11 protein-coding genes and 2 tRNA genes are annotated in these 15,794 nt (G+C 38.6%); 6 read left to right on the top strand and 7 right to left on the bottom strand.

What is annotated here, in order from left to right; genetic code table 11:
* Window positions 1-172: 172 nt before the first annotated feature.
* The 3 genes from B9A52_RS07295 (at window position 173) to B9A52_RS07285 (ending at window position 5,512) form a co-directional block, all read left to right on the top strand.
* Window positions 173-1,678 (top strand): hypothetical protein, encoded by a 1,506-nt coding sequence (locus B9A52_RS07295; protein ID WP_084119680.1) that lies wholly within the window; start codon window positions 173-175, stop codon window positions 1,676-1,678.
* A gap of 97 nt (window positions 1,679-1,775) precedes the next feature.
* Window positions 1,776-4,646 (top strand): TonB-dependent receptor, encoded by a 2,871-nt coding sequence (locus tag B9A52_RS07290; protein WP_084119679.1) that lies wholly within the window; start codon window positions 1,776-1,778, stop codon window positions 4,644-4,646.
* Between the two features lie 143 nt (window positions 4,647-4,789).
* On the top strand, window positions 4,790-5,512 hold the full coding sequence (locus B9A52_RS07285; protein WP_157370096.1) for a hypothetical protein: 723 nt from the start codon (window positions 4,790-4,792) through the stop codon (window positions 5,510-5,512).
* Between the two features lie 310 nt (window positions 5,513-5,822).
* Here B9A52_RS07285 and B9A52_RS07280 read toward each other — a convergent pair whose 3' ends face one another.
* The 5 genes from B9A52_RS07280 to mutS form a co-directional block, all read right to left on the bottom strand.
* The gene (locus tag B9A52_RS07280; RefSeq protein WP_084119677.1) at window positions 5,823-8,066 is read right to left on the bottom strand and encodes a TonB-dependent receptor domain-containing protein; all 2,244 of its coding nucleotides are present in this window, start codon (window positions 8,064-8,066) and stop codon (window positions 5,823-5,825) included.
* 184 nt (window positions 8,067-8,250) lie between these two features.
* Complete coding sequence (locus B9A52_RS07270; RefSeq protein WP_197687279.1) at window positions 8,251-9,804, bottom strand: Fic family protein; 1,554 nt, start codon at window positions 9,802-9,804, stop codon at window positions 8,251-8,253.
* 244 nt (window positions 9,805-10,048) lie between these two features.
* Window positions 10,049-10,132: transfer RNA gene (locus B9A52_RS07265), tRNA-Leu, on the bottom strand.
* A gap of 63 nt (window positions 10,133-10,195) precedes the next feature.
* Window positions 10,196-10,268 (bottom strand) — tRNA-Gly (locus B9A52_RS07260).
* A 317-nt stretch (window positions 10,269-10,585) separates the two neighbouring features.
* A complete protein-coding gene (gene mutS, locus B9A52_RS07255; RefSeq protein WP_084119674.1) occupies window positions 10,586-13,198 on the bottom strand; it encodes a DNA mismatch repair protein MutS in 2,613 nt (870 codons plus the stop codon).
* Window positions 13,199-13,283: 85 nt separating this feature from the next.
* On the opposite strand from mutS, the gene B9A52_RS07250 reads away from it, so the two are divergent.
* A complete protein-coding gene (locus B9A52_RS07250; RefSeq protein ID WP_084119673.1) occupies window positions 13,284-13,820 on the top strand; it encodes an RNA methyltransferase in 537 nt (178 codons plus the stop codon).
* Window positions 13,821-13,882: 62 nt separating this feature from the next.
* On the opposite strand, the gene B9A52_RS07245 is transcribed toward B9A52_RS07250, so the two are convergent.
* Window positions 13,883-14,260, bottom strand: coding sequence for a hypothetical protein (locus tag B9A52_RS07245; RefSeq protein ID WP_084119672.1), 378 nt, complete (start codon window positions 14,258-14,260; stop codon window positions 13,883-13,885).
* A 73-nt stretch (window positions 14,261-14,333) separates the two neighbouring features.
* Here B9A52_RS07245 and B9A52_RS07240 point away from each other — a divergent pair, with 73 nt between their 5' ends.
* The gene (locus B9A52_RS07240; protein WP_084119671.1) at window positions 14,334-14,669 is read left to right on the top strand and encodes a tRNA-binding protein; all 336 of its coding nucleotides are present in this window, start codon (window positions 14,334-14,336) and stop codon (window positions 14,667-14,669) included.
* A gap of 4 nt (window positions 14,670-14,673) precedes the next feature.
* Here the strand turns inward: B9A52_RS07240 and B9A52_RS07235 are convergent, their stop codons facing one another.
* Window positions 14,674-14,994 (bottom strand): Rieske (2Fe-2S) protein, encoded by a 321-nt coding sequence (locus B9A52_RS07235; RefSeq protein WP_084123428.1) that lies wholly within the window; start codon window positions 14,992-14,994, stop codon window positions 14,674-14,676.
* Window positions 14,995-15,044: 50 nt separating this feature from the next.
* Between B9A52_RS07235 and B9A52_RS07230 the strand changes: the two genes are divergently transcribed.
* Window positions 15,045-15,788 carry a hypothetical protein gene (locus B9A52_RS07230; RefSeq protein ID WP_084119670.1) on the top strand — a complete coding sequence of 248 codons (744 nt, stop codon included), beginning with the start codon at window positions 15,045-15,047 and terminating at the stop codon, window positions 15,786-15,788.
* The last annotated feature ends 6 nt before the right edge of the window (window positions 15,789-15,794 follow it).

The following is a 15,794-nucleotide window of genomic DNA, read 5'->3' as shown; positions in this document are numbered from 1 at the left end:
AAATCAAATCCTTAAGAAATTAAGGATTTTTTTTTGTTTTGAAGGTTATTGGAATATTAAATTTTGTGTTGACTTTTTAAAAAAAGCATAATTTCTAAAACATCACTCCTATTTTTTTTTGGGCCAGATTTGCATCAGTAAATCAAAAAACAATTACTAAACTTTATTAATCATGCAAAAAATTTATTCCAATCTTCTAGTGCTGGCGGCCATGGTCATGGTCTTTGCAAGCTGTACTGATGATCCGGAGCCGAATAATCCTGTAACAATTTCAGGTATTCCGCCAACAGAGACCATTCCAGCGGGAGGGACAGTTGGTCCAGTAACTGCTACGATAACAGCTCAAGACGGCTTGGCTTCATTCTCAATTACCAAAGATGGAACATCCATTGCCAATGTTACTCTTAATGGTGAACCTTCGGTACAACAGGTATTTTCCTACACTGCAACTCCTGCAGATGCCGGTAAAAACCTTGTATTTGAGTTCACTGCCACTGATAGAGATGGATCTTCAGCTAAAGTCACCCATGTATTGACAGTTCAAGCTGCTGAGACGACAGTGAGAGTTACAAGTAATATTTCAGGAAAAGTTACTTGGACAGCTGATAAAACCTATGTTCTCGGTGGAAGGATTTTCATTGTATCTGGAGGAGAATTGACGATTGAAGCTGGCACTGTAATCAAAGGAGAAGTTGGTTCAGGGCCAAATGCTACAGCGCTAATTGTAGCTAGAGGTGGAAAAATCTTCGCTAATGGAACTGCTAGTGCACCTATTATTTTTACCTCTGTTGCTGATGAAATTGAATCAGGAATGGTAGCAAGTCCAAATCTTGATCCCACTATAAATGGACTTTGGGGTGGATTGATTGTATTGGGAAGAGCACCAGGTTCTTTTGCAGGTGATGTCACTGAAGTACAGATTGAAGGTATACCACCATCTGATACAAACGGATTGTATGGTGGAAATATTCCTGACGACAATTCCGGTGTGATTAAATTCATTTCTATCCGACATGGTGGTGCCAATATCGGTGAAGGAAATGAAATCAATGGATTGACCCTAGGTGGTGTGGGTTCTGCCACAGTTATTGAGAATGTAGAGGTCATTGCCAATCAGGATGATGGTGTAGAATGGTTTGGAGGAACAGTAGATGTAAAAAATGTTATTGTATGGAATGCTGGAGATGATGCCATCGATACTGATCAGGCTTGGGCAGGAACTCTAGACAACTTCATAGTTATCTGCGGTACAGAAACTGACCATGCTTTGGAAATTGATGGACCTGAAGGTTCTATGATTGACGGGCATACTGTTAAGAATGGTACGGTGATTGGAAATGCTGTCGCGGAATTAGGCGATTTCAGAGATGGTGCCAATGGCACATTTGAAAATATTTATTTCTTCGGTTTCACAGATCCGGCTGTAAATGGTGGTAGAGGTGATTTGTCTGTAAGTGGAGACAAGTCTTTGGCAAATTTTGCAAGTGGTGCATTAGCCTTCAATTCATTGGAAGTTACCTCACCTGCAGGTGTATTGCTAACCACAGTATTCAGGAACGGAACCCACGTGCATGCTTCCGATGTCGCGCTACATCAAAATACAATTGGTGCCACAAAAGCAGCTTTTGCAGGATGGTCTTGGACCGCAGTAGCAGGAAATCTTAATGCTTTAAAATAAAATTTAATCTTTAAAAATAGTAGAGGCTAATGCAATAGCCTCTACTATTTATTTTTTTATCTCAAATATGTTCGACGTGCTGTAAAAAAATTCATTTATGAAAAAAATACTAATTACCTCACTTTCCCTTTTTCTAAGCATATACGCTTTTGCGCAAAAAGGGACTATCAGAGGCACTATCTATGATGAAGGTACCGGTGAACCGTTGTTCGGTGTTGCGGTGCTTGTGGTAGAATCCCAAACAGGGGCTGTAACCGACTTCGATGGGCAATTTGAAATACAAGTTGATCCAGGTACTTATTCCCTTAAAATTTCATTTATTTCATACAATACTATTGAAATAAGTAATGTAGAAGTGGGACCTGGGAAAGTAGCTTTGTTTGAGACAATAAAAATGTCAGAGTTTACTTCTGATTTAGAGACTGTAACAGTTTCTGCTGAGGCAATACGAACAACAGAAGCTGCCTTGATGAGTGTCAAAAGAAATTCCGCGAATCTTCTTGACGGGATTTCAAATGCCACCTTCCGCCAAATCGGGGATGGTGACGCAGCCGCAGCTATCAAAAGAGTAACAGGAGTTTCAGTTGAAGGTGGGAAATATGTTTATATCAGAGGTTTGGGGGACAGATATACCAAAACCATCCTCAATGGAGTTGAAGTACCTGGTCTAGATCCTGATAGGAACACCATACAAATGGATATTTTTCCAACGAACGTGATCGATAATATCATTGTGTCCAAATCATTTACTGCTGAATTGCCTGCGGATTTTACAGGAGGAATAGTGAATATTGAAACTAAGGATTTTCCCGAAGAAAAAACCCAAGTAGTCAGTTTCACGGGCGGATATAATCCAAATATGCATTTTAAGAATAATTCTTTAGCAATAGCAGGTGGAAGTAAAGATTGGTTGGGATTTGATGATGGGACAAGGACCATACCTACGCAGGGAATTGATGATATTCCACAGTTTGCAGAAGTTGTGGGTAACCCAAATTCAGAAAGAGGTCAGCTTTTCCAAACCATTTTAAGAGACTTTAATCCAACCTTGGGCGGAACTGCAAAAACCAGTCCTATGGATTTTGCAATGGGTTATTCCATTGGTGACCAGTTTAACATCAAAAACAAGAAATTTGGATATAACCTTGCCTTCACATATAGAAATGAAACCCAGTTTTTTCAGGATGCTGAATTCAATTTATATGGTAAGCCAAGAGATGCTTCTGATACTGAATTAGAGGCTTTGGAAAAATCGAAAGGAAATTACACTGCAAACAGCGTTTTGCTGGGTGGAATAGCAGGGATTGCTTATAAGTCTGATTTCACCAAAATCAAATTGAACTTTCTAAGGCTGCAAAGTGGAGAGTCAAAAGTGGGCCAATTCAATTTCGTGAATACAAACCTAGGTGCAGAATTCGAAGCTGATCAATATAATATCGAATACAGCGAAAAGTCAATGATGAACCTTTTGCTTACAGGATCACACTATACAAAAAACAGAAAGTGGCAATTCGATTGGAAAGTGTCACCTACGAAATCCACTATTGAAGATCCGGATGTGAGAATAACCAGATTCAGGGTCCCTGAAAATACAATCGGGACGGAAGTAGGATTGCCTACCCGAATTTGGAGAAATTTGGAAGAAGAAAATCTTTTTGGAAATTTTGATATCTCAAAGGATTACCTGATGGCAGGAAGAGCAGCAAAAATAAGATTTGGAGCTGCCTATGTATATAAAAACAGGGATTTTTTGATAGAGGATTTTCAATTCAATACCGGAAATACTGTTTTTGATGGTGACCCCAACCGTGTTTTGCTCGAGGAAAACCTCTTTTCATCAACCAATAGAAACGGTATCAGATATGATCCCACATTTATTCCGATCAATCCAAATCAATTCAATGCCAATCTGAATAATAAAGCAGGCTATGTTTCCACCGAATTTAACCCTTTCACCAATTTAAGGGCGATTGTAGGTCTGAGAGTTGAGAAATATGAGCAGTTTTATACCGGAACCAACCAAACAAATACAATAGTATTTGATAATGAGAAAGTCTTGGATGATCTGGATTTCTTCCCAACTGTAAATTTGGTTCAATCTGTGGGAACCAATCAAAACATCCGTTTAGCTGCATCCAGGACAATCGCCAGACCATCTTTCAAAGAGCTTTCATTTGCTGAGATTTTGGATCCCCTTACCGGAAGGTCATTTGTTGGATCGCTTTTTCCTGAAACAACGAATGGAGGGACTGAGATTCTTTGGGATGGAAACCTTCAAGCAACAAGAATCAATAATCTTGATCTGAGATGGGAAAAATTCCTGCAACGTAGCGAGATTATATCAGGAAGTGTATTTTATAAAACTTTTGATAATCCTATTGAAATGGTCCAATTCCTGTCAGACCCTGGAGCTTTTCAGCCTAGAAATGTTGGAGATGGAACTGTTCTTGGGGTTGAATTGGAAGTTAGAAAATCACTTTCCATGTTTTCACCAAAGTTGGAAAACTTCTTTTTCAATACAAACCTGACTTTTGTAGAGTCATCCATTGATATGGCTGAGTCAGAATTCAGATCCAGAGAGTTGACAGCCAGAGAAGGTGAAGTTGTAGGAAGGACCAGACAAATGGCAGGTCAAGCCCCATATATCATCAATTTTGGGTTTTCATATAATAGTATGGTATCCGGATTAGAGGCAGGAGTATTCTATAACGTACAGGGACCTACCCTTACTTTTGTGGGATTTGGCAATAGAACAGATACTTACACTGTTCCATTCCACTCTCTTAATCTGAACATTAACAAGACATGGGGAAAAAATGATAGGATCCAAACCACTTTTAATGTTACCAACCTATTGGATGATTTAAGACAGGAGACCTTTAGAATGTATGGTGCAGAAGATGAAATATTTACCAGTTTCAGACCAGGAAGAAGAATAGCACTTCGTTTTAGATATACTATTTGGTAATCAAATATTTAGTAAAACTTTAAAATTTTTAACCTCCGCCGAGAAAGCGGAGGTTTTTTTTTGTTTTAATATTAATTAAATGTTAATTTAGCTTAACAATTTATTAACATTGAGACATGAAGCGGTTAATTTTCTTTTTTTTGATGCTACAATTATCCATTCCCGGATATGTATTAGCATTGGATTCAAAGGAAGATTTGGATTTTTCATCTAAAGAATTTATTGATCATTGGGGAACTGTCAGTCCAAAATTCCAAAAATTGAAGAAAAAAATTGAAAAAGATTTTCAAAGGTTTGAGAAAAGCGAGGAATTTTTAAGGAGGCTGTTTTATAGGAGCCAATTGCATCTTTTATACGATTATAACCAATATGCTTCTATAAATGAACTTATTGAAACAGGTAAATTTGACTGTGTCAGTGGATCTTTACTTATGGCATCATTTTTAGACTATTATGAATTTGATTATGAAATCATCGAAACATCCTACCATGTTTTTATAAAAGTCAGATTAGCTAATCAATTGATTGTTCTTGAATCTACGGATGAAAACGGTTATCTCACGCATGAGGAAGAGGTTACGGCCTATCTGAAAAATGTGGAGAAAGATTCTAAGCAATCCAATTTATACCTTGATCCAAAAGATATCCCAATAAAAAGCCTGATTCAGCCATCTATTTACAGGGCAATAAATATTAGACAGTTAAAGGGACTTGAATATTTCAATAGGGCTATTTTTTTAAACAATCAAGCTGCTTACAATTTGGCTTATGAAAAAGCCAAGGCAGCAGAAATTTTATATCCCTCAGAGCGGATTGTTGTCCTCAGAAGATTACTTGAACAGCAATTGGTTTTAGCTCAAAACTAAAGCCAATTTCATTTTGTCAAAGGAATCTGAGTTCATTGAACGAATACTTTTTGAAAACCCGACATCCACTTTCTCTTGATTTGCACTTTATATTTTAAGTGATTATTAGTAAAATCTGGTCTTAAGGTTCAAGCCTTGTCCAATATTTGATAAAAAAATGCTCATTTTAACCAAAAAATACCGTAAACAGGGTATTTTTTGGTAATTCCCTAAGGCGTAAATTTGAATTAACAATAAGGTATTTTTTTCACGGTTTTTTGATAAAAATATAGGGGATAATAAATTTCATTTTTTATCCCCAATTTTTTTGTCAATACCTGAATCCTACTTTTACTCCACCATACCAGTTAATCCCGGGAGCAGGTTGGAAAAATCTATTGGCAAATGCGTTTAGGTCATTTCCCAGACTATAATCTTCATCAAGAAGATTGTCAACTCCACCATAGGCCTCAAAATCCCATTTGCTCCCCACTGTATTTCTCCAACCAAATCGGCCCCCCACGAGATTATATGGATCTTGAAATACCGTGTTGGCATCATTCAGAGGTATCCTATCTACGAATTGGTGTGTAACATTGAAATAGAAACCCAATTTGGTTTTAATATCAAGTAGATTGACCAGAATATTTGGTGAAACTCCGGTAAGTTGATTTCCCGAAAAATCATTTCCTCCACTTTCAAAATCTGAAAAGCGAAAATAATGACCGGTAAATGCGTGATTGAGTTTGACTTCCTGAACCAAGGTGCTTTGGCTTCTGAAAAGGGCATAGTCTAAATTGACTTCCAGACCTTTTTGATCCGTTTGTCCGGCATTTCTAAAAAGCACCACACCCTCTGGATTGGTAAATGTGGTGATAGTCTGGTCCAGTTTAAAATAGAACGCAGCAACATCAATATTGAGAATTCCGAATGTACCTCTGTATCCCAATTCATAATTCACTCCCCTTTCAGCTTCCAGATCCAGATTAATACTTCCCTCATTTGTCCTCACCTCGGCTATGGTCGGAGGAGAAAAACCTGAACTGATACTACCGTGAACTCCCGAACTGTTATTGATTTTGTATACCAATGCCAATCTTGGAATAATGTTAGGATCAAAAACCTTGGAATTGGACGAAGGGTCATTTCGCGAAGCGTCCACAGTTCTATTGATATCATACCTTCCGAAATTTTGACTTAGCCCGAGCGTCATTAAGACTTTTTGCGTCCATTCTATTTCAATTTGCTGAAACAAAAAAGCCTGAGTTGTTACCAAATCATCACTGAACCTTATGGTATCTGCCTGCCCCTGACGGTTCCCGAAATTTTGGGCCAATGTTTTTCCATATTGATATTCCCCGCCTGCGACTATCTGAACAGGAATTTTGCCCCATGTATCTTTATAAGAAAATTTGGAACGTCCCCCATAGCTGAATGCTGTTTCTTTTTTATAGTCCAATATAAATGGGTTTTCAAAGTCCGTAGTGTTGACGTAGACTGCCGTGGAATTATTCCATTTTTCTCCTAGATCAATTTTATGTGAAAAGGTTCCATACAGCGTTTTTTGTGCAATAGAACTGTTCTGGGCAACAGACCCCGGTCGCGCTTGCGTTCTGTCCTCATCAACCTGTGCTTGATTAAGTGCTCCCGGAATCTGATAAAACAAGTCTGAATAGAGAATCTGTGTGGATAGGGATTGCTTCTCACTTGGGTTGGCGTGCAATGCAAGTTGGAAAACTTTCCTGTCCAAGGCGTTGTGCTCTCTATAGCCATCAGATTTTTGATGCACGTATGAGGCATTGATTCCCCCCTTTTCTATTTTCTGATCTATTCCCAACCGGTATCTTAATAACCCAAAATCTCCTATACCCAAATCGGAGGAAAAACAATTTTCAGAAACTGTTTTTCTGCTCTCCAGGCTAATTACGCCTCCGTTTCCTGCCCCATAAATACTGCCTGCAGGGCCTTTGATTATTTCTGTATTTTGGATATTGGAAAGATCCAGAATATTCAATGCAGTGGTTCCATCAGGAGAGGTAAAAGGTATGTCGTTCCAATAAACTTTCACATTCCGAACCCCGAAAGGAGATCTTAATGAACTGCCCCTGATAGACACCCTATAACTGCCCGGTGCCCTTTCTTCCACACGAATACCGGGTTTGGTATTAAAAGCACTCAATACTGAGTTTTCATTGAACCTGTATAATTCATGTTCAAAGATTTTACTGATTGACCCGGCTTGGTGAACAAGACTACGTTCTGATTCAAATCCAACCACCACCACTTCATTGAGCGAACTGAGGGCAGGCACCAATTCTACAGAAAGATTTTCATCAGGCTGAACTAAAATTGAAAGACTTTCATAGGAAATATGTGAAAAAACAAGCAGTGTGGGATTAATTATGTTTAGGGATATTTCACCGCTGGAATCAGAGATCTGATTACTTTGACCCTGAATTTTTACAACTACTCCAGGGATTGGCTTTTTGGTAAGCTTATCTACAACTGCAAGTTGGTTTTGTCCATGTGTTACAATAGGAAGCAAAAGGATGAAAATCCAAAGGGTTAATTTCATACTGAAATATATAAGATTTGAAAAGGCTAACAAAGCAGCATTTTATGAAAGGAGAAAGGATGCAAAAGAACGTGAATTTCTATCTTTTCTTACTGATTTTGATGGGCTCAATTCAACATCATTCTCTACAGATTTTAATATTCATTTAGACGAAAATTCAGTTCACTCCACCATTTTACACCACTTAATTGATTTTATTATCTTGTTCAACTATTAATTCCGCCAGAAAAGATGCAAAAGGGCCTATGTTTCCTTGAGTACTCGCGACTTCCAATGCACTCATATATTCATTTCTTTTTGCCAATGGTATTATCAACCAAGGATATCCTCCCGAAGCCATAAACAAGTTCATCAAAAAGCGGGCAATCCGACCATTGCCATCAATGTAGGGATGGATATATACGAAAATGAAATGACCTAATACCACACGGACTGCTGCATTTGGTTCTTTTGTAAGCAGGTCAAAAAATTCATGCATCAAGTCTTTTACTGCGTCGGAATTTGGAGGGACATGTTTGGACCTCCTTATGTAAACAGGCTGATTTCTATACCCTGCTAAATCAGAAGCTTTAATAATGCCAGCTGTGACACTTGGTGAAAAAAGCGCTCTGTACCAATTTTGATGTTGCTGATCTGCGATGGTTCCTGAATTTTCTTCTTTCAGTACAGCTTCGACTCCTTTTTTGACCAGTTGAAATGCCTCCCAATAGCCTTTTGCAGCTAGTGCATCCCTCTGTTGTCGATCGCTATCATTTTGTTCAGGTTGCCATTGTCCGCTCCTTATTTTTTCTATTAATTCCTCCGAGACACGGTAGCCCTCAATGGATAGGGAATTGTAGGCGTCATTCACGAAATTATCAGAAACCAGTTTAAGGTAGTGTTCTATGTCTTTTGGCTGTCCAGGGTCAGAGGGAAAAATTTTAATGATTGGCTCCCTCATTGAATGCCACATTAGCCGCATTCGGTTTACGAAAGGAGATATTTGACGGGGTGGGATAGAAAAGGGACTTGGATCTTGAAAGGGGTCATTCTCGCTAACTTGATAGCCTGCTGAGCGCATACCGGAAAGAATGTCATGTGCAATTCTTTCTCTTCCTATATTTCGGAAAGCACCTGCAATTCTTCCTGCAACCACACTATGTCCACCTTCTAATAGGATTTGTAAAATTTCCGATGCATCCCGAAAAGTTGCTAATGCTGTGCGTGTCTCAGTTGGATTGTTTCGGTAAAAAGGTTCTGAACAATTTACCAATGCAGATGCCAATGAAAACAGCTTCAGTCCATGACTGTTTTTTTCCACTTCTTTGGAGCTGGCTATTGTTGCTCTGGTTTCAAAAATAGATGTTTCATAAGGCAAGGTTGTGATTTGATTGCGTGCTTGGGGGGACCTGACAAGGAGTTGTCTTGGAACAGTCAAATTTCCAGCATGCAAAATTACAGACTGTTCAGGCGAAAGGCTCCAGTTATCACCAAACCGTTCTTGCAAATAGGCTGCTATGAAATCCCAAAAAGAAGTAAACCATGAGGTGCTTTCACCAGTAGTTTCGTCAGGTCTTGTTGTGATGTACCACCCACGAATTATTTCCTTCAGAAACCCTGCTTTTATTAAACGTTCTCTATGGGTACGAGTCAAATCAGATGATTTTATTGCCACAGTTCCTGTTCCATGTATATCTTTCAAAATATCGAGAGATTCAGCAAGTTTTTCTGAAGGTGTTGCCATGAATTTCCTTTTCAACAAATATAGGTTTTAGCTTTTAATGTTTTACTATTTTTAGCTTTTAATGTTCTACTTTATTTAGCTTTTAATGTTGTTTATATTGATAAGAATTGATAAGTCCTAAATTATTCAAAATCAGAAGTACCAGGTACGGGGAATCAAATAAAAAGTGAAATGAATTTTTACATCCATGAATGTGGCAAAGAAACTTAACAATTATCGATATAAAACAAAAAAAGCCGCCTTTTGAGCGACTTTTAAGTACCAGGAGCGGGAATCGAACCCGCACGGCCGTGAAGCCACAAGATTTTAAGTCTTGCGTGTCTACCTATTCCACCATCCCGGCTTACTCTACTGCTAGAGTATATTTTACTTTTAAACAGCAAAGCCCTTTTTCAAGGGCTTTTTGAGCGAGAGACGAGATTCGAACTCGCGACCCCGACCTTGGCAAGGTCGTGCTCTACCAGCTGAGCTACTCTCGCATTCATTATTTCAATTTGCGGTTGAGATCTACCTCCCGATAGCTATCATGGATGAACTACTCTCGCATTTTTCATTAAATCAAGCCGATGACCTTACATCTTCGTCTTTTGTGTGTGCAAAGGTAAAGCAGTTTTTGAAATATGCAAAAAGCAACCATCAAAAAATTTGTTTATTCCCATGACTCAGATTTTCCAAATTGATAATCAGTCCATTAATCAAAATAGATTGGGCAAGTTAATTTTCAAATTGTCAACAAAGCGAACAAAAGACTAACCAGATAATTTTATTCCAAATCGATTTTGGATTGTTTTGCTACTCACTTCTCCAATTTTTTCTTGATCTCATTGAGTTTTATCAAGGCCTCGATAGGTGAAATGGTATTGATATCTATATTTTCCAACATTTCCTGGGTTTCCTTGAATTTTGGATCCAAATCAAATAGACTGAGCTGGTAATTATTCTTGGGCATATCTTTGATCTTATCTTTGGAAGCATTCATTGCCTTATCTTTTTCAAGATGCCCCATGATTTCAGAGGCCCTGAGTACGATAGGATTGGGCATTCCAGCCATCTGGGCTACATGTATACCAAAACTATGTTCACTTCCACCTTCTTTTAATTTTCTCATGAATATCACTTTGTTTCCGACTTCCTTAACAGATACATTGAAGTTTTTGATTTTAGGAAAATCATCAGCCAATTGATTGAGTTCATGATAATGGGTGGCAAAAAGTGTTTTTGCCCTGAATTTGGGATGGTTGTGCAAAAATTCTACAATAGACCAAGCTATGGAGATCCCATCATAAGTGGAAGTCCCCCGCCCGATTTCATCCATCAATACCAAACTCCGATCAGATAGGTTGTTTAAGATACTGGCAGTTTCTGTCATTTCCACCATAAATGTGGATTCTCCCTTGGCAAGATTATCTGATGCACCTACTCGGGTAAAGACTTTGTCAATGATACCTATTCTGGCATAGGAGGCCGGAACAAAACTTCCCATTTGTGCCATAAGGACTATCAGGGCAGTTTGCCTCAACAAAGCTGATTTACCGGCCATATTAGGACCTGTAATGATGATAATCTGTTGGCTTTGGTTGTCAAGGTAGATATCATTGGGAACATAATGCTCTCCCACAGGCAGTTGCTTCTCAATTACAGCATGTCTTCCATCTTTGATTTCAAGGGAATCAGTATCTGCAATCTTAGGTTTACAATAATTATTATTTTTTGCAACAAAGGCGAATGATAAAAGGCAATCAACAGTAGCCAAGACCCGAGCGTTTTGTTGGATTTGGGAGACATATTCAGCTGCATCCTGCACCAATGCCATAAAATACTTTTGCTCTATGGCAATCATACGTTCTTCTGCGTTCAGAATTTTTTCCTCATATTCTTTCAGTTCCGGAGTGATATACCTTTCCGCATTGACCAGGGTTTGTTTTCTGATCCATTCCAGTGGGACTTTGTCCTTATGGGAATTGGTCACTTCGAGATAATACCCAAAGACTTTATTGAAAGCTACCTTTAATGAAGAAATACCAGTTCGCTGAACTTCCCGCTGCTGCATGGAGATGAGAAAATCTTTACCGGTATTGGCCAATCCTCTGTATTCGTCAAGATCAGCATCTACGCCTGATTTTATAATTCCGCCCTGATGGATAAGCATAGGAGCATCCTCCTGTAATTCCCGATCTATTTTTTCAAGAAGGAATTGACAAGCATTGATCCGGTCAGCAAGTTTTTTGAGCGATTCACTTTTAGAAGATTCAAGTGCCGTCTTGATGGGAACAGTAATTTTAAGCGCTTTTTTGAGCTGATTCATTTCCCTTGGATTGATCCTTCCCACCGCTACTTTTGAGATCAGTCTCTCCAAATCACCTATTTGTTTAAGATTAGCGAGAATACCTTCCCTGAGTTCTTCTTCTTCAAAAAAGTATTCCACTACCCGAAGTCTTTCTTCGATGAGTTCCTTTTCTTTGAGAGGCAGGACAAGCCATTTTCTCATCATCCTTGAACCCATAGGGGTCACAGTTTGGTCGAGGATATTGATTAATGGTATTCCCCCTTCTTGCTGAGGGTATACCAATTCCAGGTTGCGGATTGTGAACTTGTCCAACCACACATATTTTTCCTCTGCAATCCGGGAAATGGAAGAAATATGCCTGACTTCATTGTGTTCTGTCTCTTCGAGATAATACAAAACTGCACCTGCTGCCACTATGCCATATTCAAGGTTCTCAATGGCGAAACCTTTCAAATTATTGGTTTCAAAATGTTTGGTGAGTTTTTCGTAAGTATAGTCATATTGGAATACCCAATCTTCACAGTGAAAGGTGCTATATTGGTCTTTCAGCAACTCCTGTGCCCTTGATTTGTTAGATTTGGAATAGATTACCTCCGATGGGCTAAAACTCTGCAAAAGCTTCTCAATATAAGGCTGTAAACCTTCGGCACACATAAATTCACCGGTGGACAAATCCAAAAAAGCAATTCCCAGTACTTCCTTGCCAAAATAAATTGAGGCCAGGTAATTGTTTTTTCTTTTGTCGAGAACGTTATCATTGAATGAAAGTCCTGGCGTCACCAATTCGGTGACCCCTCTTTTCACTATTCCTTTGACTTCTTTCGGGTCTTCCAATTGATCACAAATGGCAACCCTGTTTCCGGCCCTGACAAGCTTTGGAAGATAGGTGTCAAGAGAATGGTGCGGAAATCCGGCCAATTCAATATGTGAAGCTGCGCCATTGGCTCTTTTGGTCAGAACGATATCCAATACCTTGGAAGCAACCACGGCATCTTCACCGAAGGTCTCATAAAAATCCCCAACCCTAAAAAGCAACAATGCCCCAGGATGTTTGGCTTTGATGGCATTGTATTGTTTCATCAAGGGAGTTTCTTTCACTTCCTTTTCCTTCACTTTGGCCATTTTGTCCCCTTATTAAATCTTTATGTTAATTTTGAATTCATTGAAAGCCTGAAATTAAAAGATATCGAAAGGGAAACAAAACCACATGAGAAAATTAAACATGGATGAACTCAACCGGCTATCGGTGGAGGAATTTAAAGAAGTCAGAAAATCTCCTATAGTTATCGTTTTGGATAATGTAAGAAGCCTCAATAATGTGGGTTCAGCCTTCAGAACTTCCGATGCTTTTCTGGTTGAAAAGATTCTCCTCTGCGGGATTACTGGTCAACCTCCCCACAAAGAAATCCAAAAGACGGCCTTAGGGGCAACGGAGTCAGTTTCATGGAGATATTTTGCCTCCACAAAGGAGGCCATAGATTATCTGAAATCAGATGGATATTTGATTTGCGCATTTGAACAAGTAGATCAAAGCACAAATTTGAATGAATTTATTCCTGACAAAGATTTGAAATATGCACTGGTTTTTGGCAATGAGGTCTTTGGAGTAGAAGAAGAAGTGATCAAACTGAGTGATCATATTATTGAAATCCCGCAGCTTGGCACCAAGCACTCTCTTAATATTTCCGTGTCAATGGGTATAGCAATTTGGGATTTCGCTGTTAAAATGAATATTTTGAAGTAATACCATAAAAAAAAGAGGCCACTCAGCCTCTTTTTTCATTTGAAGTTTATAGGTATTTGCATTTAATCTTCTTTGAATTTGTCCACGATATATAAAAACAAATTAAAGGAAAGCGTGGACATTCCCTCTTTTCTCATTTCTTTCTCCCCTCCTTCTTTATAGATAGAAGGTTCTTTCTTTACAGGATTTAAATTATTTGACTGTTGAATATTGCGAGCAGGAGCAACTGATTGTTTTTGAAAATTTTCTGTCTTTGGTTCCAAAGCGCTTGATTCAGAATTTTCGAAATGGTTCGGAGCGTCAATATTCCGTGGCATATCCGGGATATTTCTGTCCCTTTCATTTTGTGCAAAAGAAGCAAAACTCAAAAAAAGACAAAACAATCCTAAAAATGGTAATGATTTGATGCCCTTTGAAGAAATTTTGGTTGATTTAATCATTTGCGATATAGGTCTATTAGGTATAACTGAAAATTTTCAGCTAAGTTTCCAAAGTTATAAAAAATTTATATCAATGCAAACGATTGACTTCAATGATTTCACTAAAGTTGACATCAGAATAGGGACGATAATTCGTGCCGAAATTTTCGAAAAAACCAGAAAACCTGCCTTTAAACTTTGGATAGATTTGGGTCAGTTGGGGGTAAAAAAATCTTCTGCCCAAATCAGAGATTTATACTCTCCTGAAGAACTGAAAGGTAAGCAAGTTATCTGTGTTTGTAATTTTGCTCCCAAGCAAATCGCGGATTTTATGTCAGAGGTTTTGGTCACAGGTTTTGATGACGGTACCGGACAGGTAGTACTTGCCACTTCAGACCAAATTGTCCCGAATGGATCAAAACTCCATTAGATGCCTATATTTGGATTTTCAGCCCATTTTCTGTCAGTTCAGATTGGAATATTTTGAGGTCAGGACAACTTCCTGAAGTAACCTGACCTGTTCTCAGGTCAAATCTATATTCGTGCAAATGGCACACGACCTCTTGCATACCATTGATAAAACCTTGGTTCAAGGAAGCCTTTCTGTGAGGGCAAAGAGTTTCAAAAACAAAAAATTCTTCTCCATCTCTTGTCACACATACTTTGGTAGCTCCTAGTTGAACTGTTTTGATTTTTTTATTAGGGATAAGTTCCAATACCTGTTCTTTATTATCTCCTAGTACAAAGGTTTTCATAAGCGAATAGAAAATGGTAAATTCGAGCATAAACCTAACATAAACTCCTTATGAAAAAAATATTGGTATTGCTATTCATGATGTTGCCCGGGTTGTCATTTGCACAATCTATTGAAGGAGCATGGAAAATGACCCATCAAAATGGAAAAGCGATGATAAATGAAGAATATATAAAAATTTATCAGGATGGTTATTTTTCTTTTGGAGCAAAAGAAGTAGGCACTAATAAATTTGTTGGTGCTGGGGGCGGTGAATTTTTGCTGAATGGAAATGTTTACCAGGAAATTCTTGATTTCTTTACCATGAAACCTGAATCTGTGGGAGAAACAACCGTGTTTAATATGGACATGGGAGATAATAAAATGGTGATTTCTGCTGAAATTCAGGGACAGACATTGGTTGAAATTTGGGAAAAGGTAAGTGAAAAGAAAGACGACCTGACTGCCAATTGGGTATTTACAGGAAGAAAAAGGGACGGAGAAATTTCAAGGAGCACCCCCGGAGACAGGAGAACAGTCAAAATACTTAGCGGAGGCAGATTCCAGTGGATTGCATTTAACTCCGGCACAAAGGAATTTATGGGTACTGGCGGAGGAACATATACTGCCGAAAACGGGAAGTATGTAGAAAATATAGAATTCTTCTCAAGAGACGATTCAAGAGTCGGAGCAAGCTTGAGCTTTGATTATGAATTGATAGATGGGGAATGGCATCATACAGGAGTCAGTTCAACCGGAAATCCTATTTATGAAATATGGACCAGGTATAAAGATGCCTACACTCCTGTAAAGTAAAAATAG

Source organism: Aquiflexum balticum DSM 16537 (assembly GCF_900176595.1).
Classification (GTDB): domain Bacteria; phylum Bacteroidota; class Bacteroidia; order Cytophagales; family Cyclobacteriaceae; genus Aquiflexum; species Aquiflexum balticum.
This window is presented reverse-complemented; position numbering and strand designations above follow the sequence as displayed.